This is a genomic window from Endozoicomonas atrinae, from assembly GCF_001647025.1.
In the GTDB taxonomy this organism is placed as follows: Bacteria; Pseudomonadota; Gammaproteobacteria; order Pseudomonadales; family Endozoicomonadaceae; genus Endozoicomonas; species Endozoicomonas atrinae.
Genome location: NZ_LUKQ02000001.1, coordinates 58,292 through 77,720, shown reverse-complemented (window position 1 = coordinate 77,720; position 19,429 = coordinate 58,292). Strand labels below are relative to the sequence as shown.

The 19,429-nt window shown below is 49.0% G+C and carries 17 protein-coding genes and 1 tRNA gene; 10 read left to right on the top strand and 8 right to left on the bottom strand.

Going from position 1 to position 19,429, the window contains the following annotated elements:
- Positions 1–246: 246 nt before the first annotated feature.
- The 5 genes from hemH to hemA form a co-directional block, all read right to left on the bottom strand.
- Positions 247–1,269 carry a ferrochelatase gene (gene hemH / locus AK963_RS00385; protein WP_066013090.1) on the bottom strand — a complete coding sequence of 341 codons (1,023 nt, stop codon included), beginning with the start codon at positions 1,267–1,269 and terminating at the stop codon, positions 247–249.
- 197 nt (positions 1,270–1,466) lie between these two features.
- Complete coding sequence (gene nhaA / locus AK963_RS00380) at positions 1,467–2,642, bottom strand: Na+/H+ antiporter NhaA (protein WP_066013087.1); 1,176 nt, start codon at positions 2,640–2,642, stop codon at positions 1,467–1,469.
- Positions 2,643–2,854: 212 nt separating this feature from the next.
- Positions 2,855–3,730, bottom strand: coding sequence for a peptide chain release factor N(5)-glutamine methyltransferase (gene prmC / locus AK963_RS00375; protein WP_066013085.1), 876 nt, complete (start codon positions 3,728–3,730; stop codon positions 2,855–2,857).
- A gap of 3 nt (positions 3,731–3,733) precedes the next feature.
- Complete coding sequence (prfA, locus tag AK963_RS00370; protein WP_066013084.1) at positions 3,734–4,819, bottom strand: peptide chain release factor 1; 1,086 nt, start codon at positions 4,817–4,819, stop codon at positions 3,734–3,736.
- Positions 4,820–4,864: 45 nt separating this feature from the next.
- Complete coding sequence (gene hemA, locus AK963_RS00365; protein WP_066013082.1) at positions 4,865–6,169, bottom strand: glutamyl-tRNA reductase; 1,305 nt, start codon at positions 6,167–6,169, stop codon at positions 4,865–4,867.
- Positions 6,170–6,801: 632 nt separating this feature from the next.
- On the opposite strand from hemA, the gene AK963_RS00355 reads away from it, so the two are divergent.
- The 6 genes from AK963_RS00355 to AK963_RS00330 all read left to right on the top strand — a co-directional run bounded on the left by AK963_RS00355 (position 6,802) and on the right by AK963_RS00330 (position 13,498).
- Positions 6,802–8,631 (top strand): tetratricopeptide repeat protein, encoded by a 1,830-nt coding sequence (locus AK963_RS00355; protein WP_083232353.1) that lies wholly within the window; start codon positions 6,802–6,804, stop codon positions 8,629–8,631.
- A 93-nt stretch (positions 8,632–8,724) separates the two neighbouring features.
- Positions 8,725–9,348 (top strand): lipoprotein insertase outer membrane protein LolB, encoded by a 624-nt coding sequence (lolB, locus tag AK963_RS00350; protein ID WP_066013077.1) that lies wholly within the window; start codon positions 8,725–8,727, stop codon positions 9,346–9,348.
- A gap of 199 nt (positions 9,349–9,547) precedes the next feature.
- A complete protein-coding gene (gene ispE / locus AK963_RS00345) occupies positions 9,548–10,504 on the top strand; it encodes a 4-(cytidine 5'-diphospho)-2-C-methyl-D-erythritol kinase (protein ID WP_066013075.1) in 957 nt (318 codons plus the stop codon).
- A gap of 71 nt (positions 10,505–10,575) precedes the next feature.
- A tRNA-Gln gene (locus AK963_RS00340) sits at positions 10,576–10,650 on the top strand.
- Between the two features lie 144 nt (positions 10,651–10,794).
- Positions 10,795–11,736 (top strand): ribose-phosphate pyrophosphokinase, encoded by a 942-nt coding sequence (locus AK963_RS00335; RefSeq protein ID WP_066013073.1) that lies wholly within the window; start codon positions 10,795–10,797, stop codon positions 11,734–11,736.
- Positions 11,737–12,157: 421 nt separating this feature from the next.
- Entirely contained in the window at positions 12,158–13,498 is a 1,341-nt protein-coding gene (locus AK963_RS00330) for a sodium/glutamate symporter (protein WP_066013151.1), read from the top strand.
- 63 nt (positions 13,499–13,561) lie between these two features.
- On the opposite strand, the gene AK963_RS00325 is transcribed toward AK963_RS00330, so the two are convergent.
- Positions 13,562–13,870, bottom strand: coding sequence for a PadR family transcriptional regulator (locus tag AK963_RS00325; RefSeq protein WP_066013070.1), 309 nt, complete (start codon positions 13,868–13,870; stop codon positions 13,562–13,564).
- Between the two features lie 54 nt (positions 13,871–13,924).
- Here AK963_RS00325 and AK963_RS00320 point away from each other — a divergent pair, with 54 nt between their 5' ends.
- From AK963_RS00320 to pth, 4 genes are all read left to right on the top strand, one after another.
- A complete protein-coding gene (locus AK963_RS00320; protein ID WP_066013068.1) occupies positions 13,925–14,629 on the top strand; it encodes an ABC transporter ATP-binding protein in 705 nt (234 codons plus the stop codon).
- Positions 14,629–15,426: an ABC transporter permease gene (locus tag AK963_RS00315; protein ID WP_066013066.1), complete on the top strand. Its 798-nt coding sequence runs from the start codon at positions 14,629–14,631 to the stop codon at positions 15,424–15,426. The genes AK963_RS00320 and AK963_RS00315 overlap by 1 nt, the downstream gene beginning before the upstream one ends.
- Positions 15,427–15,597: 171 nt before the next feature.
- Positions 15,598–16,215, top strand: coding sequence for a 50S ribosomal protein L25/general stress protein Ctc (locus tag AK963_RS00310; protein WP_083232362.1), 618 nt, complete (start codon positions 15,598–15,600; stop codon positions 16,213–16,215).
- 21 nt (positions 16,216–16,236) lie between these two features.
- Positions 16,237–16,836 (top strand): aminoacyl-tRNA hydrolase, encoded by a 600-nt coding sequence (pth, locus tag AK963_RS00305; protein ID WP_066013065.1) that lies wholly within the window; start codon positions 16,237–16,239, stop codon positions 16,834–16,836.
- A gap of 20 nt (positions 16,837–16,856) precedes the next feature.
- On the opposite strand, the gene AK963_RS00300 is transcribed toward pth, so the two are convergent.
- Together AK963_RS00300 and AK963_RS00295 are read right to left on the bottom strand one after the other, a co-directional pair.
- On the bottom strand, positions 16,857–17,858 hold the full coding sequence (locus tag AK963_RS00300) for a D-alanine--D-alanine ligase family protein (protein ID WP_083232352.1): 1,002 nt from the start codon (positions 17,856–17,858) through the stop codon (positions 16,857–16,859).
- Between the two features lie 237 nt (positions 17,859–18,095).
- Positions 18,096–19,310 carry a hypothetical protein gene (locus AK963_RS00295; RefSeq protein WP_139117175.1) on the bottom strand — a complete coding sequence of 405 codons (1,215 nt, stop codon included), beginning with the start codon at positions 19,308–19,310 and terminating at the stop codon, positions 18,096–18,098.
- Positions 19,311–19,429 lie beyond the last annotated feature (119 nt).

The following is a 19,429-nucleotide window of genomic DNA, read 5'->3' as shown; positions in this document are numbered from 1 at the left end:
GGCGAGCGGGGGCAAAAAAGGTTTTGGGCAGGTGAATAAAGCCTGCGTCGTGAGAAGCCTTTGTATGGTTTTTTAAGACAACGTACTTTCTGTGCCAGTTTATCACGCTATTCATTGCGCCCTTCTCTTGAGGGGGAGTTGTTTTTACGTAAATCGGCTAGGTAGTTGTACTATAAGGGCAGACTTTGTCGGATACAAGACGGATTTGGAGAGATGGGCATAATTAATGCCCATGTCCATTGGTAATCAATAAGTTAGAGGGTGCTCTGTCCATTGCTGTAACAGGTTTATCCAGGCAGGATGGTCATTCAGGCACGGGATCAGCTCCAGTGATTCGCCACCGGCTTTAATGAACTCTTCTTTGGCGCCAATGCCGATTTCTTCCAGTGTCTCCAGACAGTCGGAAACAAAAGAAGGGCAGATGACCAGTATTTTTTTGGCGCCTTGATCAGCCAGTTGTTTTATGACATCCAGCGTGTTGGGTTCCAGCCACTTGGCTTTTCCAAGTCGGGACTGGAAGCCAACGCTGTATTTATCAATCGGTATGCCTGCTTTTTCAACAAAGGCTTCTGTTGTCTGATATACCTGATGGCGATAGCAGGTTTTGTGGGCAATCGAGGTTTTCTGGCAGCAGCTTTTGTCTTTCAGGCAATGATTGCTGGTAGGGTCATCTTTTATAATATGGCGTTCTGGTACGCCATGGTAGCTGAAGACCAAGTGGTCGAAATCTTTTTCCAGCCAGGATTTTGCGCTTTCGACCAGGGCTTCAATGTAGCCATCGTGATCATAGAAAACCGGATGGACACGAAGCGGAATGTTGACGTTCATCTCCTGCATCAGGCTTTTCGTGCGCTCAATCACGGTTTTGACTGACGACATGGCGTAGTGTGGGTAGAGTGGAAATAGCAGGATTTCCTCAATGCCTGGCTGTTGTGAAAGTTTTTTGAGAGCTTCTGCCATATCAGGCTTCCCATAACGCATGGCCAGCTCGACGGGGATGGTGGTTCGTTCTCTGAGCTTTTCCGTAAATTTCTCACTGTTTACGATCAGTGGGGAGCCCTGCTCAGTCCAGATTGCGCGATAAGCTTCAGCGGATCTTGCCGGGCGGGAAGGTAAGATAAAAAGGCTGAGGATCAGTCTGCGAATAACCCATGGCAGGTCGATCACATGCTTGTCCATCAAAAACTCATTGAGATAGTTTCGAACATCTTCAACAGATGTGCTGTCCGGTGACCCCAGATTAACCAGCAAAACGCCTCTGTTTTCCATAGGCTAATGAGCTCTCTGTAAGATTTGTCAGAAGTACCGCCAATTCCTTTTCATTGTGCAGGCTGGGCTGTATGGGTGGAGTACTTCAGGATTGATAAATTGAAAGCGAGTTTAACAGCTTTGGAGAAACTTTGGTGAGAATGGTTTCATTTCTTGTTTGTTGAGGTACCGGCCTCTAAACAGAGGCCAGGAAAAAATCAGGCCTGTTTGCGTCCAGCCCAGTAAAGAGTGGCAAAGCCGAAGATGGCAGAGAGTATGGAGCCGGTCAGTACACCGATACGATCTGAGATCAGGTAGCTGGTATTCACATCTTCAAAGGCCAGTGAGCTGATAAACAGGCTCATGGTAAAACCAATGCCACAGAGTATGGAGAGGCCGTACATCTGGATCCAGTTGGCTCCGGTGGGTAGTTTTGCCAGTCCCGATTTAACGGCCAGCCAGCAGAAGCTGAACACACCAATCTGTTTGCCCAGGAAGAGGCCGGTTACAATCCCCAGGGGGATTGGGGTGAACAGGCTTCTGATCTGTTCAGCATTCAGTTCAAGGCCTGCATTGGCAAACGCAAAAATAGGCAAGATCACATAATGAACACTGCTGTGCAGGTTATGCTGCAGGGCTTTCAGTGGGGATCGGCCTCTACGATCAACCGCTTTCAGTGGAATGGTAAACGCCAGAAGTACGCCAGCCAGCGTAGCGTGAACACCTGACTTTAATACGCAGATCCAGAGGAGTGTGCCCACAACCATATAAGGCCCGATCCTGGTAATGCCTCGATAGTTGAAGAAAGCCAGGATTGCGAGTAAGACAGAGGCAATGCCCATTGACATCAGGGACAGGTCTTCAGTGTAGAAAATGGCAATGATAATAATAGCGCCAAGGTCATCAATGATGGCCAGAGCCAGAAGGAATGTCATCAGTGATGCGGGTGCACGTTTACCTAGTAGGGCAAGAATACCTACGGCAAACGCAATGTCTGTCGCGGCGGGTATTGCCCAGCCCTTAATAGCAGTGGGGTCTGAGTAATTGAAAGCCACATAGAATAGAGCTGGTACCAGCATTCCGCCGATGGCGCCAATGCCTGGCAGCATAACCTGAGCCGGAGTGCTGAGTTCCCCTGCAAGAACTTCCTGTTTGACTTCGAGGCCGATCAAAAGAAAGAATACTGCCATCAGGCCATCATTGATCCACAGTAACAGTGGTTTGTGGATGTCCAGGGGGCCTACGGTAAAACGGATAGGGGTTGATAGCAGTAAGTCGTAATACTCTGCAAAAAAAGTATTGGCAGCAAGCATCGCCAGTGCCGAGGCGATAAAAAGCAGTACACCAATGGCGTAGTCCTGCTGCAAAAAGCTATGAAATCGTCTGGCAAACATGTTTTCTCCAAGTGCCCGTAGCTAACCGCCCGAAGCCCATCAATTACACTAGTGTGCCCGTAAGAATTTTATGCCTGTTTTTGATTAAAAAGTATACGTTGGCATAGTGGGCAAAAAATGGCATCCAGTTTATATGCACTGAATGCCGCTTGGTATTTAGGGCTATTACTTATGACGGCAGTGTGGAGTAAGCCTGTAGTGGTATTGGTATTTCAGGCAGCAGGTTTGCGGGCAAGGGTCACGCGGTCATGACCGGCCAGATCAGTTTCTGTACGAATTTGAGTGAAGCCTGCCTGAGAAAGGATTGTCTGGACGGGGCTGCCCTGGTCATAACCGTGTTCTAGCAGAACCCACCCTCCAGGCTTCAGGCTTTGCAGTGATTGCTCGGCAATATCACGGATATCGTCCAGTCCATCAACTCCGGAGACCAGCGCTGAAAGGGGTTCGTAACGGACGTCACCTTCTTTCAGATGCGGGTCATTGCTGCGAATGTAGGGAGGGTTGCTGACGATCATGTCCATTGAGCTTTTCGCCAGCGGTGAGCACCATGATCCCTCGATAAATACCGTGTTGCCGATACCATTGATAACCGCGTTTTCTGAGGCAACAGCAAGGGCGTCCGGGCTTTTATCGATCGCAGTTACTTCCCAGTCAGGCCTTTCCTTTGCCAGGGCGAGGGCTATTGCACCGGTACCGGTTCCCAGGTCAGCAACTTTGGTTTTTGGCTTGGTGTTTTGATGAGGTGCAATCTCTAGATTGAGTGCTAGACCCAGTGCCAGTTCAACCAGAAGCTCGGTGTCTGGCCTTGGGATCAGGGTGGCTTTGCTCACTTTTAGCTGAAGGCTCCAGAATTCGCGCTGTCCGGTCAGATAGGCTACGGGGTGTCCTGCTTTTCGTTGATCAATGAGCTTAAAAAAACTGTCCATCTGCTCACTGGTTAGAAGGGCTTCAGGCCAGGTGAAAAAATAACTTCGTGGCTTGTCCAGAATATGAGCCAGCAGTAGCTCTGCATCAAGCCGTGGGGTAGGACTGGCAGAAAGCATGCGGGATGCTTCTGCCAGAGAGGTGTCTATTCGGGAGCTGCTCATGACTTACTCACCAGCCAGGCTGGCCAATAGCTCAGCCTGATGTTCCTGAAGCAGAGGGTCGATCACCGGATCCAGTTCGCCTTCAACAATTTCTGGCAGTTTATAGAGGGTAAGGTTAATACGATGGTCAGTAACCCTTCCCTGTGGATAGTTATAGGTGCGAATCCGTTCAGAGCGGTCACCACTGCCGACCAGACTTTTACGGGTATCGCTGATTTCTTTTGCTGCAGCTGAATCCTGGGCATCCTGAAGTTTGGCTGCCAGCCAGGTCATTGCTTTGGCCTTATTCTTGTGTTGTGAGCGTTCGTCCTGACATTCAACCACAATGCCGGTTGGCAGGTGGGTGATGCGAATGGCTGAATCGGTCGTGTTGACGTGCTGGCCACCAGCGCCAGATGAGCGGTAGGTATCGATTCTCAGGTCTTCCTTGCGGATCTCAATAGCCTGTTGTTCATCAGGTTCTGGCATCACGGCAACGGTGCAGGCAGAGGTATGGATTCTTCCCTGGGATTCAGTCTCAGGCACGCGCTGTACGCGATGAGCGCCGGACTCAAACTTCATTCGACCGTAGACATCGCTGCCAATAACACGGGTGATTATCTCTTTGTAGCCACCATGCTCTCCATCGCTTGCACTGATAACCTCAATTCGCCAGCCACGTTTTTCAGCGTATCTGGAGTACATTCTGAAAAGGTCACCAGCGAAAATGGCCGCTTCATCACCGCCGGTTCCTGCACGAATTTCCAGGAAGGTGTTCAGACCGTCCCGTGGGTCTTTGGGCAACAGCAGAACTTCGAGGTTCTTTTCCATCTCTGGCAGTTGCTCTTCACAACTGGCCAGTTCCTCGCGAGCCAGTTCCGCCATGTCCGGGTCACCTTCTGCCATCATGGCTTCTGCTTCGGCTTTGTCGCTGAGTAGCTGGTCATACTCTTTGTAGGCTTTAACTACCGGTTCCAGTTCAGCGTATTCCTGGGAGAACTTGCGAAACTGATCCTGGTTACCAATAACTCCTGGGTCACTCAACAGTGCTGAAAGCTCTTCGAAGCGCTCACCGAGGTTTTCCAGTTTGACGAGAATGGACTCTTTCATGATGTCTGCAAAAGGTGTCTATAAAGGGGTGGATTCAGAATACCATCAGGCATCCTGAGTTGAATCAGTTTTACGACTGGAGTTCAGGCCCAGAAGTTTCTCTGCCCACTCCAGCTTTTCCTGCTGCCCTTTTGCGGCAGCGCTTTTCAGCTGTACACTGGGGTGGTGCATCAGTTTGTTGGTCAGAGAGCGAGCAAATTGCTGAAGTACTTCTTCCGGTCTGGCTCCTCTGGCCAGCCATTGCAGTGCTTTCTCAAGCTCCAGATCTCTTATCGCCTCTGTGCTCTGGCGATAGTTGCGCAAAAGACTGACGGCATCCAGAGCGCGCAGGCGAGTCATGAATTCAAAGGTGTCAGCCTCAATCATGCGTTCAGCCTGTTGGGCAGCATCTTTTCGCTGTTGCAGATTGTCTTCAATCACATCCTGCAAGTCATCAACAGTGTAGAGAAAAACATCAGCCAGCTCACTTACTTCCGGTTCAATGTCCCGGGGAACCGCAATATCCACCATAAACATTGGTTTGTGTTTTCTCTGCTTCAGTGCCTTTTCAACAGCGCCTTTGCCGAGCACCGGTACAGGGCTGGCGGTGGAACTGATAACAATATCGCTTTCATGCAGTATTTGGGGTAAATCCGAGAGTAGGACAGGCTTTCCGCCAAAAATATCCGTTAAGCGCTGGGCCCGCTCCAGGGTACGGTTGGCCACGATAATGTTGGCAACACCTTGCTGGCAAAGGTGTCGTGCGGTCAGCTCAATGGTTTCGCCAGCCCCGATTAATAATGCCGTATTTTCGCTGAGATCGGAAAAAATCTGCTTTGCCAGTCGGGTAGCGGCATAGGCTACGGAGACTGGCTGCTCGTTGATAGCGGTTTCTGTCCGAATCTGTTTGGCCGTGGTAAAGCTGTGCTGAAATAATCGATTCAGGCCTGGGCCGGCAGTGTCTGCTTCCTGTGCGCTGGCGTAAGCAGATTTTAACTGTCCCAAAATCTGGGGTTCGCCGAGAACCATCGAGTCAAGCCCACAGGCAACACGCATCAAATGGCGCACTGCTGCTTCATCATGGAAAAGGTAGCTGTGTTCTGTCAGTAATTTACAGTTGGTCTGATGATAGCTGGTCAGCCAGTCAATCAGTCTTTCATAGCAAAGTCTGGCCGCTTCAGACTCGGAACTGTGGATAGCACAGTAGATTTCGGTACGGTTGCAGGTAGACAGAATGGCAATTTCTTCAATGCCAGTGTGGATCCTGGCGCTTTGAAGTGCATCGGACAGCTGGTCAGCAGCAAAGGCAACCTGTTCCCTCAATGTGATTGGTGCTGTCCTGTGATTGATACCGGCGGTAATATACCCCATCAGACCTCTGTTGCTGTCCTGGTTCACTGCTACTATAGATTGGCTGACATATCAGTACCCGTATTATGCAGCATTCGATGCTATATGGACGGGGCGTTATGTAGCTCAATTTTTAATTTGAAAATGCTTTCAGAGGAGTATGCCCGGTTCAACGTGGGTACTGCCTGACATTTTCCGCTTAAGGCTTTCTTTCAGGAAAGCTCTTGATTGCTGGAGCGTTCTGCAAATCCTGCTTATGTTTTTTCTGGCTTATGACCATATCCGATACCTCAATCGCAGCTATCAGATTCAGACTCAGGCCGCAGTCAGGAGTGAGAATCTTTATGGGGTTGCTGGATTGATGGGTGTTTCGGCCGATCAATTCTGCAATGGAAAGCGTGTAACTGCAAACTCTCTTCACGTTTTTTAATGGATATTTTGCACAGTTTGCTGGTCTTTGATGAGAGGGCTGTTCTTGGTGCGGAGAGCTGTGTTTGCTTGTCGACAGGAATAAATCCAAAGGGCGACTGCTTCTATACCTGAAGGGCTTGAAGTTGCTACGCTGCTATCAGTGAGTAGATGTAGCCGGCAAAGTAACAGCGTTAAATGTGACGGGTATATCAACCAGAATTAGGGGAAAGGGCATACCATCCATGATTAGAATGATTGCCAGGGCTGAATATTTCATCAATGGGGCTGAGGTTTTCAGAAAATGCAGTAAACCGTTGATTCTTGTTTTTGTTGCTTTTCTAGCGGGTTGTGCCAGTCAGAATGTTCAGCAGGTTGATAGTAATGCTGCAAGCTCAACGGATGGCCAGTCACAGGCTCGGGCTGATGAGCTTGTTACCCCTTTTGAGGCGGAGACGCTTTATGATTTGCTGGTGGCAGAGGTTGGTGGCCAGCGTCAGCGCTACGACCTGGCGCTGGGTAATTATTTGAAGCAGGCGCACAAAACAAGAGATATCGGCGTGGCTCAGAGAGCCTATCAGGTTGCGGTTTATGTAGGGGCACGACAGGCCGCGCTGGATGCTTCATTACTTTGGGTTGAACTTCAGCCGGAAAACCTGGATGCACTTCATGGGTCTGCGCTTGAGTTGGTGTATGCCGGTCAGTATGACAGGGCCTTTGCCCAGATGAGCCAGCAGCTTTCCCTGGGGGGGAGTCCTGCCTTTGACGTACTTGCCAGTGCAGCTGGCAACGCCCAGGGGAAGGTGGCTAAAGATAGCCAGCTTGAACTTATTCGTCAGTTTGACAAATTGTCTCAGGCTTACCCGGATTATCGTGTACTGAAGCTGGGTAAGGCTATTCTGCTTCAGCAGAGCGGTGAGTTTGAATCAGCGCTTGCTCTTGCAAATGAGCTCCTTAGGCAGGATCGCGGATTTGTACCTGCCATGATGGTAAAGGGCCGGGCTTTAAACAAATTGAAGCGGGATGCTGAAGCTGAAGTTATGCTTGCTGAAGCGGTTCAGCGTCACCCTGATAAAAACCGCCTTCGATTGTTATATGGCAGAGTTCTCGTTCATGCAGGTAAGCTCGACCTGGCAAAGAAGCAGTTTGAAATTCTGCTTGAGAGGGCTCCCGGGGAGAGTGATATTGTATTGTCTCTGGCGCTTATCACATTGGAAAATGGTTTGGAGCAGGAAGCCGGGCGGTACTTTGAGCAGCTGCTGGCCCTTGGTGAGCGGAACAATACAGCTCACTACTATCTTGGACGTTTGAGTGAGAAGCAGCAAAAGTACTCTTCAGCAAAAGAACATTATCTTTCTGTCGGTCCTGGAAAGGAGTTTATGGCGGCCCAGGTGGCATTGACCCAGATGCTGGTTGAGCAGAATAAACTGGAAGAGGCGCTGACCCATATAGGGGAGGCAAGAAATCGTCACCCTGCACGAATGGAATCGCTTTTCTTGCTGGAGGGGGAGCTTCTGGTTAATGATCGTCAGCTGGGCAAAGCGTTGATATTGTTTGAACGGGCGCTTAAAACAAACCCCGAATCGGTAAACCTTCTTTATTCAAGAGCAATGGTTTATGAAAAGCTGGATGACCTGAAAGGTTTGGAGAAAGACTTGCGTTCTATTCTGGAGTTTGATCCTGATAATGCTGCTGCATTGAATGCTCTGGGGTACACTCTTGCTGATCGAACCGACCGCTTTAAAGAAGCTGAAGCACTTATTTTGCAGGCTTATGATTTGAACAGCGAGGATCCGGCGATTCTGGACAGTATGGGATGGGTGCAGTTCCGCCTCGGAAACCTCGATCAGGCAGAGAAATATTTAAGAATGGCGTACAGCCAGTTTCCTGATGCTGAGATTGCTGCTCACTTGGGTGAGGTGCTCTGGGTAAAAGGTGAGAAAGATGCTGCCAGATCTCTATGGGCGGAAGCGCTGAAGAAAAGTCCTGATAGTCAGATTTTAAAGGATACAATGGGTCGGCTTTCAGGAGCTGACTCCAAGAGCCAGGCAGAAACGCTCAGTACTGCACAGTGATTTTTTTCAAAAAGTAAATGTCGAGCCTTCAGTGGTTATATTCATGACGAGGGTTGTGCGATCTACGCATAAAACAGTTTGGTGTGTATAGGAATGGGTATTGATAAATACTTTTCTGGTTTAAGAGTTTTACTGGTTCTATGCTTTTTCATCCTTTCCGGCTGTGCTTCCCGAACGATTGACTCGGGCAGGCAGGTTAGTGATGAAGAGAAAGAACAGCGCTGGCAGCGACATCAGGAGCGGCTGGGGCAGATTAAGTCCTGGGAGATAGCAGGGCGCCTTAACATGAGGGTTCCGGGGCGATCCGGCACCATGTCGCTTGATTGGCGACAGCGTGCGGATGAATACAAGCTGTTTCTGGATGGCCCTTTTGGTGTGACGGTTGCCCGTGTTTCTGGAAATCGTCAGGGAGTGTCGGTATCCACGTCCGATGAAACCCGTTATGGGCCGTCACCTGAAATGCTGCTTTATTCCCTGACCGGGTGGCAGTTTCCAGTCAGTAATCTAAGGTATTGGGTCAGGGGGCTTCCGGCTCCTGGTAATGACGCCAGAATCCAGCTGAATAATCAGGGGTACCCTGAAAAAATTGAACAGCAGGGCTGGACGGTTGCTTATCAACAGTATGGGTTGAGCCAGTCATCGCGTTTGCCTGCTAGGTTGACGGTAACGCATGGCGAAGTCCGCCTGACCCTTATGGTAAATAGCTGGAAATACTAGGGCGTTAATGTTTTGTTGTGGCTTCGGCATATCTGGGTGCTATTTCCGGTAGCCCCGACTTGAGTGCTTTTTCTTCAGGTGATATTTCGGAATGAATTTTAGAGAGCTCGTCATGAGCAAATGTTTTGTTCTGACAGAATATTGCGAATCATTATTACAGGCTTTTTTAGCGTAAAAACATTTTTCTGGAGTCTTCTGGATGCTGACAGAATTGGTGTTGCCAGCCCCGGCCAAGTTGAACCTTTTCCTGCATATCACAGGTCGCAGACCTGATGGCTATCATAACCTGCAAACACTTTTTCAGTTTCTGGATTTTGGTGATCAGCTCACTATCGCCAGCAGTGATTCAGGTATTGAGCTGGTTTCTGACTTGGAAGGAGTGGAGCCAGAAGATAACCTAATTGTTAAGGCCGCCCGCCTTCTTCAGCAGGAGACCGGTTGCCGGCAGGGGGCAAAGATACGCCTGGATAAACAGCTGCCCATGGGGGGGGGGGTTGGAGGTGGCAGTTCCAATGCAGCGACCACTTTGCTAGGGCTTAATGCCTTATGGGGGTTGAGCCTTACCCTTGATCAGCTGGCGGCACTCGGTTTAAAACTGGGGGCTGATGTTCCGGTTTTTGTGCGTGGGCACAGCGCTTTTGCCGAAGGGGTTGGTGAGATTCTTACTCCTATTGAGCTTCGGGAGGATTGGTTCCTTATTGCGGTTCCGAATGCACAGGTGAATACCGCCGCGATGTATGGCCACAGTGATTTGACAAGAGATTCATTGCCGATTAGAGTGCGCGACGTTCTTGAACGGGAGGGGGCCGCTCTTGCTCAGGCTCTCGATAACCATCAGGGGCAACAGAGGCGAAATGATTTCGAACCTCTGGTCCGTTCGTTATATCCCGAGGTTGATAAAACGCTCTCTCTGTTGGATAATCTCGCAGATTCGAGCATCGGACGGGCCATGATGAGTGGTTCCGGGGCATCAGTGTTTGCCCGGTTTGCCAGTCGTGAACAGGCGTTAACGGCTCAGGCTGAACTGACTCTCAGCGTTACTCGTCCTGAGATTGCAGATGATACATCAAAGCTACACAGCTTTGTGGCGCACGGCATTAATCGTTCGCCCCTGCATACAGCTTTGCAGCAGGCAGGCTTTACGCTTACAGCGTAATTCTGCAAAAACTTTGATGTTAACTACGATAAATCGGCCTGGATTGTGCACGGATTGATAAAGAGATTTACTGGGGTGTCGCCAAGCGGTAAGGCATCAGGTTTTGATCCTGACATGCGGGGGTTCGAATCCCTCCACCCCAGCCAGTATTTTGTTCGTGTGCTCTATCGTACCGGAAGTCGTTTCCTGCCATCTATTTATGCTGATTTTTCAGGCAGCGCTCTGTCTGAACCCTCTCTAGTTACTCGATTTTTCCACCTACGCCCAGTATCCAAGCAAGGTAATTTCTCGTGTCGAAAATGATGGTGTTTGCCGGCAACTCAAATCCGGATTTGGTTCACAAAGTTGTCAATCACCTGCATATCCCACTTGGCAAGGCTTACGTTGGCCGTTTCAGTGATGGCGAGTGCGCCGTAGAAATTCAGGAAAATGTCCGTGGCCGGGATGTATTCATCATCCAGTCAACCTGTGCACCAACAAACGATAACCTGATGGAACTGCTGGTGATGGCGGATGCCATGCGCCGCTCTTCTGCGGTTCGTGTTACTGCAGTTCTTCCATATTTTGGTTATGCCCGTCAGGATCGTCGTCCTCGTTCCAGTCGTGTACCGATCAGCGCCAAAGTTGTAGCGGATATGATTGCTGGTGTGGGTATAGATCGTGTCTTGACGGTTGATCTGCATGCGGATCAGATTCAGGGCTTCTTTGATATTCCTGTGGATAACGTCTATGGATCACCAATCCTTCTGGACGATATCGAGCGTCGTGATTACAGCGATGTCATGGTGGTTTCACCAGATCATGGTGGTGTGGTTCGTGCCCGTGCCGTGGCCAAGCGTCTGAACTCAGACCTGGCTATTATCGACAAGCGTCGTCCAGAGGCCAACAAGAGTGAAGTAATGAATATCATTGGTGATGTTTCTGGACGCACCTGTATTCTTGTTGATGATATGGTGGATACGGCCGGTACTCTGTGTCAGGCTGCCGCAGCCCTGAAAGAGAAGGGTGCAAAGGCCGTTTATGCATACTGCACACATCCAATCCTCTCTGGTCGTGCTTTGGAAAATGTAGCTAACTCTCAGCTGGATGAACTGGTGGTAACTAACACCATTCCTCTGAGCCCAGCAGCCCAGGCTCTGGACAAGATTCGTCAGCTGGATATGTCTCCTCTGCTGGCTGAGTCTGTGCGCAGAATCAGTAATGCAGAATCCATCAGCGCAATGTTTCAGTAAATCCTGAGCGAGGCCTGATGTTAAAAAAGGATGCCAGAAATGTGCATCCTTTTTTTGTGTCTGTTTTTTCTTGTCAGCCGATTTCGTCGCTTATTGTGATTGTTTCGAGTTGCTGAGATAGAGGCTGTGTAGAGAAAGCTACTGCAGTTGATTCGGTTTTTGTTTTGTTGTGGCGGGTATGCCTTGTATTTTTATGGGCATAACTTTGTGGATTACAGGGGGAGACTAGGTATTAATCATTAGGTTATAAAATTGCCAGCCTGTTATTATTCAGGCTCAAACCTGTTCGGCCTTAATTCTTCTAAGGCTTTGTCTGGCATCCCATGGCCAGATGCACGTCATCAAACTGATGGCATCAACCACTTCAGGCGTGTCCTGCACGCACTGCAATCGAAAAATTCAATTCTATAAGGACAGTGTAATGACAAAATGGGTCATGCTTACTGACTTTGCCCTTGTTGGCGCTCTTCTGCTTCTTGGAAAAATACTGAGGGTTCATTGTCGGCCATTGCAGCGTATTTATATGCCTGTTGCTGTGCTTGCCGGGATGGTTGGCCTGATACTTGGGCCATCGAGTGTTGATATTCTTCCCTGGGGAAGGGATTTTGCTTCCAATGCCAGCCTGTTGACGGCAGTGCTGTTTGCAGCATTGGGCCTGGCAACAGATCTCCCTTCTCCCAGGTGTGTTGCCCAGCGTGCGGGGAGTCTTTGGGCTTTTAACCAGGTTGCTACCGTTTCTCAATGGCTGTTTGCGGCGATGCTGGGGTTGTTTCTGGCAACGTTTTTCTGGCCTGGGCTGAATCCGGGGTTTGGCCTGATACTTTCAGCAGGCTTTATGGGGGGGCATGGTACTGCCGTTGTCGTTGGAAATATATTCAGTGATCTGGGGTGGGCAGATGCCTTAACGCTGGGGCTGACATTTGCCACCGCTGGTATTTTTATCTCCATTTCTGTTGGAATGTTGATTTTGCAGCTTGCTGTAAAGTTGGGAGTTATTCGAAATTTTACCTGTTTTAACAGGATGGATGATTACCAGCGTAAAGGATTGATCGCACCAGACAAGCAGCAGGCTGTGTTAAAGGAAACGCTGTCTGCTTTGTCAGTAGACTCGTTTGCTATTCATATTGCACTTATTGCTGTCGTCACCGCATTTGCATATCACAGTGCGAATTATCTCTCTTCATTTTCAGAGCAGATCCAGATACCTAATTTTGTTACGGCGTTTATCGGTGGAATGATGGTTCGCCTGGTGGCCCAAAAGACTGGCTGTAGACGCTACCTTTGTGACAATGTGTTTAATCATGCAGGTGCTACCACGACTGATTTTCTGATTGTTTTTGGTATCTCTTCGATCAAGGTAATGGTGCTGGCCAGCTATCTGCTGCCGATGCTGATTCTGCTTGTTTCTGGAACGTTGTTTACCCTGTTTCTGGTGCTTTGGGTTGCTCCGAGGATGCTTGGTGAGGAGTGGTTTGAAAAAGGGATTTTTTCATGGGGCTGGCTTACAGGAACAGTGGCCATGGGCATTGCACTGTTGCGAATCATTGATCCAAGGATGAATGGGGGCGTTCTGGATGATTATGCCATTGCGTATGTGCCAGGCAGTATTACTGATGTGTTTATTATCTCGATGATGCCGCTGGCGATGGTGCATGGTTTTTATATGGAAGCGGTAATGGCGTCTGCAGTTTATCTTCTGCTGGTCCTGTTTGTCTGGAAAGTCTTTCTTTGTAGATCTCAAGGCCAGCCTGTCATGGAGTAAGTGCAGGTCAACCTGCTGTTTGTCGGCTTTCGCTGGTAAGAAGGCAAACAGCTTTTTGAGTATTCAATCTCTTGTTTTTTCTGCCAGCTCCAGAATTTTGTTATTCGCTTCGAAAAGCACCTCTTTGCCGAGCTGGGTGATGAAGTAGTACTTACGTTGCCTTCCTTCGCTGACCATGACTTCTTTTTTGATCAGACCTTCTTCTTCCATTTTGTGCAGAAGTGGATAGATGGTTCCCGGGCTTATCCTATAACCATGGTCGTTCAAATGGTCGATCAGCCAGGCACCAAAAAAGGGTTCCTGGTTTGCATGCCTGAGAACGTGTATCTGGATAAAACCCAGAAAAAGTTTTCTTAAAATCTTTTCTTTCATAAAGGATTCAAATAACGTTTGCAAATATCAACTTCTGATATTTGGGTGAGCGCGATGTGTGAACCGGTCATGCTTTGTCAATTGAAAGGGGCATTTATTGGCAGCGCCTCAACACCTTTGCTTTCTGGTGTGGATTTAACCATAGCAACGGGGGAAAGTCTGGTTTTTCATGGCCCTTCGGGCGGTGGCAAAAGCTCGTTACTTAAGTCTCTTTTGGGAGGGGTTCATATCTTCCGTGGAGAGTACCGTTTTCGAGGTCAGTCTGTGGATGTTCGCATGTTGAAAGAGATTCGGCAGGCCATGGCTTATATACCTCAGCAGCCCGAGATCGGTAAGGAGGCTGTGACTGACTATCTGCAGCGGCCGTTTTCCTGGAAGGTATCTTCTGGCAAGTCTTTTAACCAGAGAGAGGCAGCTGACTGGTTTGACCGGTTTGGGCTGGAAAATGCACTGCTTTCATCATCCTGTGATCGACTGTCAGGTGGTCAGAGGCAGCGACTGGCTATTGTTCGTGCGCTGATGACCGGTAGAAAGATTGTGCTGGCTGATGAGCCGACCTCTGCGCTGGATGATGAGGCGTGCCAGAAAGTGGTCTCGACGCTTTTGGCGGGAGAGTTTACCGTTATTTCAGCGTCCCATGACCCTCGTTGGATGAATCACTGCAGCCGCCGGGTGCTGGTTGCTGCTGGCCAGGTTGGTGAAGGTCAGAATGGTGCAGATAACTGCAAAGCCGGTCGTGATGAAAAGGTAGGTGTGTGATGAATGAGGGGGGAGTAGGCCTGATTCAGCTGTCCTTGTTTTATGGCATTCTTATACTGCCATTGGCTCTGTTGTGGTGGCTTGGGCTCAGGCAGCTGGTCCACGGACTTATCGTTGGTGTGGCCAGAATGACTCTGCAGCTGGGCCTGATCGGAATATACCTTAAGTTTCTCTTCGATCAGGACAGTCTCTGGCTTAATGTTTTCTGGCTTCTGGTCATGGTTACGGTTGCTAATCTACACATTTTGACCAGGGCGGGTATATCAAAAAGGCATTTGTTCTGGGTGTCCCAGTTCAGCCTTCTGGCTGGGGTGGGTATTGTGCTGTTCGGGATGATTCTGGTTGTGCAGCCAGAGCCTTGGTATCAGACTCGGTACCTTATTCCGCTGGCGGGTATGCTGCTTGGAAACTGTCTGACAGGTAATATTCTGGTGCTTGAGCGTTTTTACAGTGCTGTTGGTGAACGTTATGAGCAGTTTATGGGGGACCTGTTGTTGGGAGCCAGCCTTTATGAGGCATTGCAGCCATTTATACGAAATGCATTGCAGGCGGCGTTGAGTCCGATTGTTGCAACCTTGACCACATTGGGGGTAGTCGCTTTGCCTGGGATGATGACGGGGCAGATTCTGGGAGGGGCAGAGCCGGTTGAGGCGGTCATCTACCAGATAATGATTATGCTTGGGATTGCCAGCAGTATGGTGATTTGTGCAGTATTGAATATTGTGTTGAGTATCCGTATCGCATTTGATGGTTATGGGCTGTTGAACCGGTCGGTTATGCTTTCGCCGGAAAGATAGTCCAGAAAGCGTGGATTTTCAGTAAATACCCAGTCTGATGCGGGAAACATATTTTGCTTTTTTACGTCATGCCGGTATGATATCGCACCTTTGAATCCCTTTGTGGGGTTCTGTTTGAAAAGCCTGACTCTGCCTGGTCGCAAGGTGGTGGCAGGTATATTGGAGATAATCATGTCTGAAGCAATCGTTTTAAACGCAACAGCGCGTAAGGATATCGGGAAAGGTGCGAGCCGCCGCCTCCGTCGTGCTGACCTGGTTCCTGGTATCATCTACGGTGGTGAAGCTGAGCCTGTACAGATCACTCTGGAAGGTAAGGCTATTCGTAAGGCCCTGGAAGTTGAAGCTTTCTACTCTCAGGTTCTGACCCTGACTGTTGACGGCGCCAAGCAGCAGGCTATCCTGAAGGATCTGCAGCGTCATCCTGCTAAAGAATTCGCCATGCACATGGACTTCCTGCGTGTTGATGCAGACCATGAGATCACTACTAATGCTCCTCTGCACTTCATCAATGAAGAAGAGTGTGTAGGCGTGAAGGCTGGTGGTGCGATCGTACACAACCGTGTGGATCTCGAAATCAAGTGTCTGCCAGGTGACCTGCCAGAGTTCATCGAAGTTGACATGGCCAAGGTTGAATTGGGTGGTCACGTTCACCTGAGCGATCTGACCATTCCTGCGGGCGTTGAAGTTCTCGCTCACGGCCAGGATCTGGACATTGCCAGTGTTCAGGCTACTCGTGGTGGTTCTGAAGAAGAATCCGAAGAGTCTGCTGAAGAAGCTGGCGAAGAGTAAGCATAAGGAGGCAGTGGCATTATGGCAAAATCTTCGGAACAGTCGATTCGACTGGTTGTGGGGCTGGGAAATCCTGGAGCACAGTATGAAGACACCCGCCATAATGCCGGCTTCTGGTACGTTGAGCAGTTAGCAAGAAGCCATGGTGCAATCCTGCAGCCAGAAAAGAAGTTTTTTGGCATGACTGCCCGGGTACAGATAGGCGGACAGGAAGTTCGCCTGCTTAATCCTACAACTTTTATGAATCGAAGTGGTCAGGCTGTTGGTGCCATGGCGACTTTCTTCAAAATCCCTCCTGAATCTATCCTTGTGGTTCACGATGAGCTTGACCTGCCAGCAGGCGTTGGTCGCTTGAAGCAAGGCGGTGGCCATGGTGGTCACAACGGTCTCAGAGACATTATTTCTTCTCTTGGAAACAGTCGTGAGTTTTTGCGGCTTCGTCTTGGTATCGGTCATCCCGGAAACAGTAAAGATGTGGTGAACTATGTGTTGACCAAACCATCAATTGCAGAACGGCAAAAGATTGATGCTGTCATTGATGAATCTATCCGGGTAACGCCTGAAGCTTTGAATGGCAAACGATCCAAAGCGGTTCAGGAATTGCACACTTTCTCTGGCTGAGATTTTTTCTCTGGTGCCTGCTACTGAATTGATACATTCAACTCAGGGATTGGCCAGTAATCATTTTTATTAAACTGTTTCTCCTTTCTAAGCATGGCGTTGTCGACCAATCGACATATCAGCTCTTCGAACTCTATTCCGGCATGCCTTGCTCCATCAGGAAACAGGCTGGTCGGTGTCATTCCGGGTAGATTGTTAATTTCTGAAAAGATGGGCTCTCCGTCCTCTGGGACAATGAAATCTGACCGACTGATATCGCGGCAGCGAACCAGTTGGTGTGCCTGCAGAGCAATTTCCTGAACCCTTTTTCTCTGATCATCAGTAATGCGGGCGGGAATAATGTGTTCGCTCAAGCCTGGTGTATAGCGGTGGGTATAGTCGTACCAGGCATTATCAGGCGTAATGATTTCCGTGGTTGGAAGCACCTGTGTGGTCTCCAGCTCAAGTACCCCGGCGGTGACTTCTCTACCCTGAATAAATGTTTCCACCAGTAGTTGCTCATCTTTTTCAAAGCCGCTTCTGAGCCGTTCTGACAGCTCTTTCTCGCCTTGGGCAAATTGAATGCCGATACCGGAGCCCTGGGCGAAGGGCTTGATAATAACCTTCTCCCCTAGAGCTTCAAGGCATTGATTGACGGACAGATTTAACGGGGCTGTACGAGAAACGACGCAATCTTTTGCCATGGGAATGCCTGCAGCCTGTAAAATACGCTTGGTTGTGACCTTGTCAAGGGCGCACGCACTCCCTAAGACCGCAGAGCCAACATAAGGGATGCCCATGATCTCAAGAAGCCCCTGAAGGCAACCATCTTCCCCCATTGGGCCGTGGGCAACAGGAAATACAACATCGACCTGGTGGAAGGTCAGGTTGGTGGGTAGCATCTCATCCAGTTCAAGAGTTACTACTTTCTGAAAGTTTTTCTCCAGAGGTGAGCTGATTCGACCTGCTGAAAGTCTGGAAACACCGGCTTCAGGGGAGGGGCCTCCACAAATTATTCCCACGGTAATACTTCTGTCTGGCATCTAGTGATCCATAAGCTTAAGAATACAGTTAATCAAATGTAGTTGTTTTTGTTGTCCTGCATATTGTTAATTGCTTTATCGCATGAGGTGTTCTTTTGGTACAGGAAAGGGGGGGGGCGTACAGCTTTTCTACATAAGCCGTAAGCCGTGGAAGATCCTTTGATTGTGACCACACAAGCATTTATTGCCTGAGTGCTTGTGTGATCAACTGACCCCATGGCTAATTGAGAATGCCCCTTAATATTCAGATGTTGCCCAGCGATAAAATCCAGTGGCCAGAATGATGCCAAGTCCAGCTTTCATAACGGTATAGATGTAGGGGGAAGATGAGAGGTAGCTGGCAATAATATAAAAAAGCATGGCTGTACTTGCTATTTCTACGGTTGCCAAAAGACCCCCTGCTGCACCCGTCAGACCGGGAATGCTTTGCATGCCCAAAGTATGACCAATGGTTCCTGTAAACGGGCTCGTGCCTTTCCAGAGTTTGCTGATGTAAGGGTGTCTTTGGGCATAATCGGGGAGATCGTATAGCGATGGGAATTCCTCAATTATTTCCCAGTCATTAACAAGAGCATTTAAATAATGCTTGTCACCGGTGGAGGTAATCAGTGCTGCTGGTTGAGCATCAAACCTGATGTTGCCTTTACTTTCTTCAATAAGCTGTAATTGCCTGGCTGCTTCTATGAGTTGATTGACTGTTTGCAGTTCAGGTCTGCCGCCTGTTTCACTGTTAAGGAAATGCATCTGGTTTCTAAGGAGTAAAGAGCTGTATGTTGCAGGAGGCTCGCTTCCGGTGTCGTCATGCCTGTCATATAGCTTTGTTGTTGCTATTTCTGCTGGTATTTCACCAACGCCTCTTTTGCTTAAAGAAAGAACGGCTACTGTTGGTGTCTTGTTGATAATGCCATTTTCGACCCTGTGGCATAGAAGGGCGTCGACTGTTGAAGTTCCATCAAAATGTAATTCATTTAACACTCTGATGATTTTCGGTGTGGCCACTCTGGCTTGCTGCCTGGCTTCACCGGTTTCGCTTTCAGTTTCTACTGGGCTCTCCGGAATGAGAGAAAGGTGGGTGATTTTTTTGATCCGCTGATCATGGCAATAATAGTTATTTGAGGTTAGAGGTGTGCTTTCAGGTAATACGATTGGTGGGGAGCATGGGTCAATGAAGTAATCGGCCGGGGCAAGCACTCGATTGTTTCCAATGAGAATACCCTTTGCCATTCTTTTTTCTCTTGCAAGGAGGGTGCCGGAGCAATGGTCAAAGTGAGCGGTAATAACTGGTGGGGCGTCGGAGTGCTTTTCAAGGATGTACCCGGTAGCCGTCAAATAGGAGTCGATATGTTCACCGGTTTCCACGGGTTGAGTGTTTTCTTCTGCAATGGCTGTGAGTGGATAAGCTGCCAGTGCAAATACCATTTTAAGAATGACGGTTTTGATAAGTTGATTCACAGGATTATCGCCTTGGTTAATAAGGTAATACATTTTTTTGCAGTTAAAATGGCCTGGATTCATTTGTCGGTCACAAGCCGCTTTCTGGTAATTAGTTTTAGATGTTGAACGCTTGGACA

Excerpts from the sequence above, each read along its gene's own strand:
- hemH (WP_066013090.1), bottom strand. The coding sequence starts at position 1,269 with ATGGAAAACAGAGGCGTTTTGCTGGTTAATCTGGGGTCACCGGACAGC.
- nhaA (WP_066013087.1), bottom strand. The coding sequence starts at position 2,642 with ATGTTTGCCAGACGATTTCATAGCTTTTTGCAGCAGGACTACGCCATT.
- prmC (WP_066013085.1), bottom strand. The coding sequence starts at position 3,730 with ATGAGCAGCTCCCGAATAGACACCTCTCTGGCAGAAGCATCCCGCATG.
- prfA (WP_066013084.1), bottom strand. The coding sequence starts at position 4,819 with ATGAAAGAGTCCATTCTCGTCAAACTGGAAAACCTCGGTGAGCGCTTC.
- hemA (WP_066013082.1), bottom strand. The coding sequence starts at position 6,169 with ATGGGGTATATTACCGCCGGTATCAATCACAGGACAGCACCAATCACA.
- AK963_RS00355 (WP_083232353.1), top strand. The coding sequence starts at position 6,802 with ATGATTAGAATGATTGCCAGGGCTGAATATTTCATCAATGGGGCTGAG.
- lolB (WP_066013077.1), top strand. The coding sequence starts at position 8,725 with ATGGGTATTGATAAATACTTTTCTGGTTTAAGAGTTTTACTGGTTCTA.
- ispE (WP_066013075.1), top strand. The coding sequence starts at position 9,548 with ATGCTGACAGAATTGGTGTTGCCAGCCCCGGCCAAGTTGAACCTTTTC.
- AK963_RS00330 (WP_066013151.1), top strand. The coding sequence starts at position 12,158 with ATGACAAAATGGGTCATGCTTACTGACTTTGCCCTTGTTGGCGCTCTT.
- AK963_RS00325 (WP_066013070.1), bottom strand. The coding sequence starts at position 13,870 with ATGAAAGAAAAGATTTTAAGAAAACTTTTTCTGGGTTTTATCCAGATA.
- AK963_RS00320 (WP_066013068.1), top strand. The coding sequence starts at position 13,925 with ATGTGTGAACCGGTCATGCTTTGTCAATTGAAAGGGGCATTTATTGGC.
- AK963_RS00315 (WP_066013066.1), top strand. The coding sequence starts at position 14,629 with ATGAATGAGGGGGGAGTAGGCCTGATTCAGCTGTCCTTGTTTTATGGC.
- AK963_RS00310 (WP_083232362.1), top strand. The coding sequence starts at position 15,598 with ATGTCTGAAGCAATCGTTTTAAACGCAACAGCGCGTAAGGATATCGGG.
- pth (WP_066013065.1), top strand. The coding sequence starts at position 16,237 with ATGGCAAAATCTTCGGAACAGTCGATTCGACTGGTTGTGGGGCTGGGA.
- AK963_RS00300 (WP_083232352.1), bottom strand. The coding sequence starts at position 17,858 with ATGCCAGACAGAAGTATTACCGTGGGAATAATTTGTGGAGGCCCCTCC.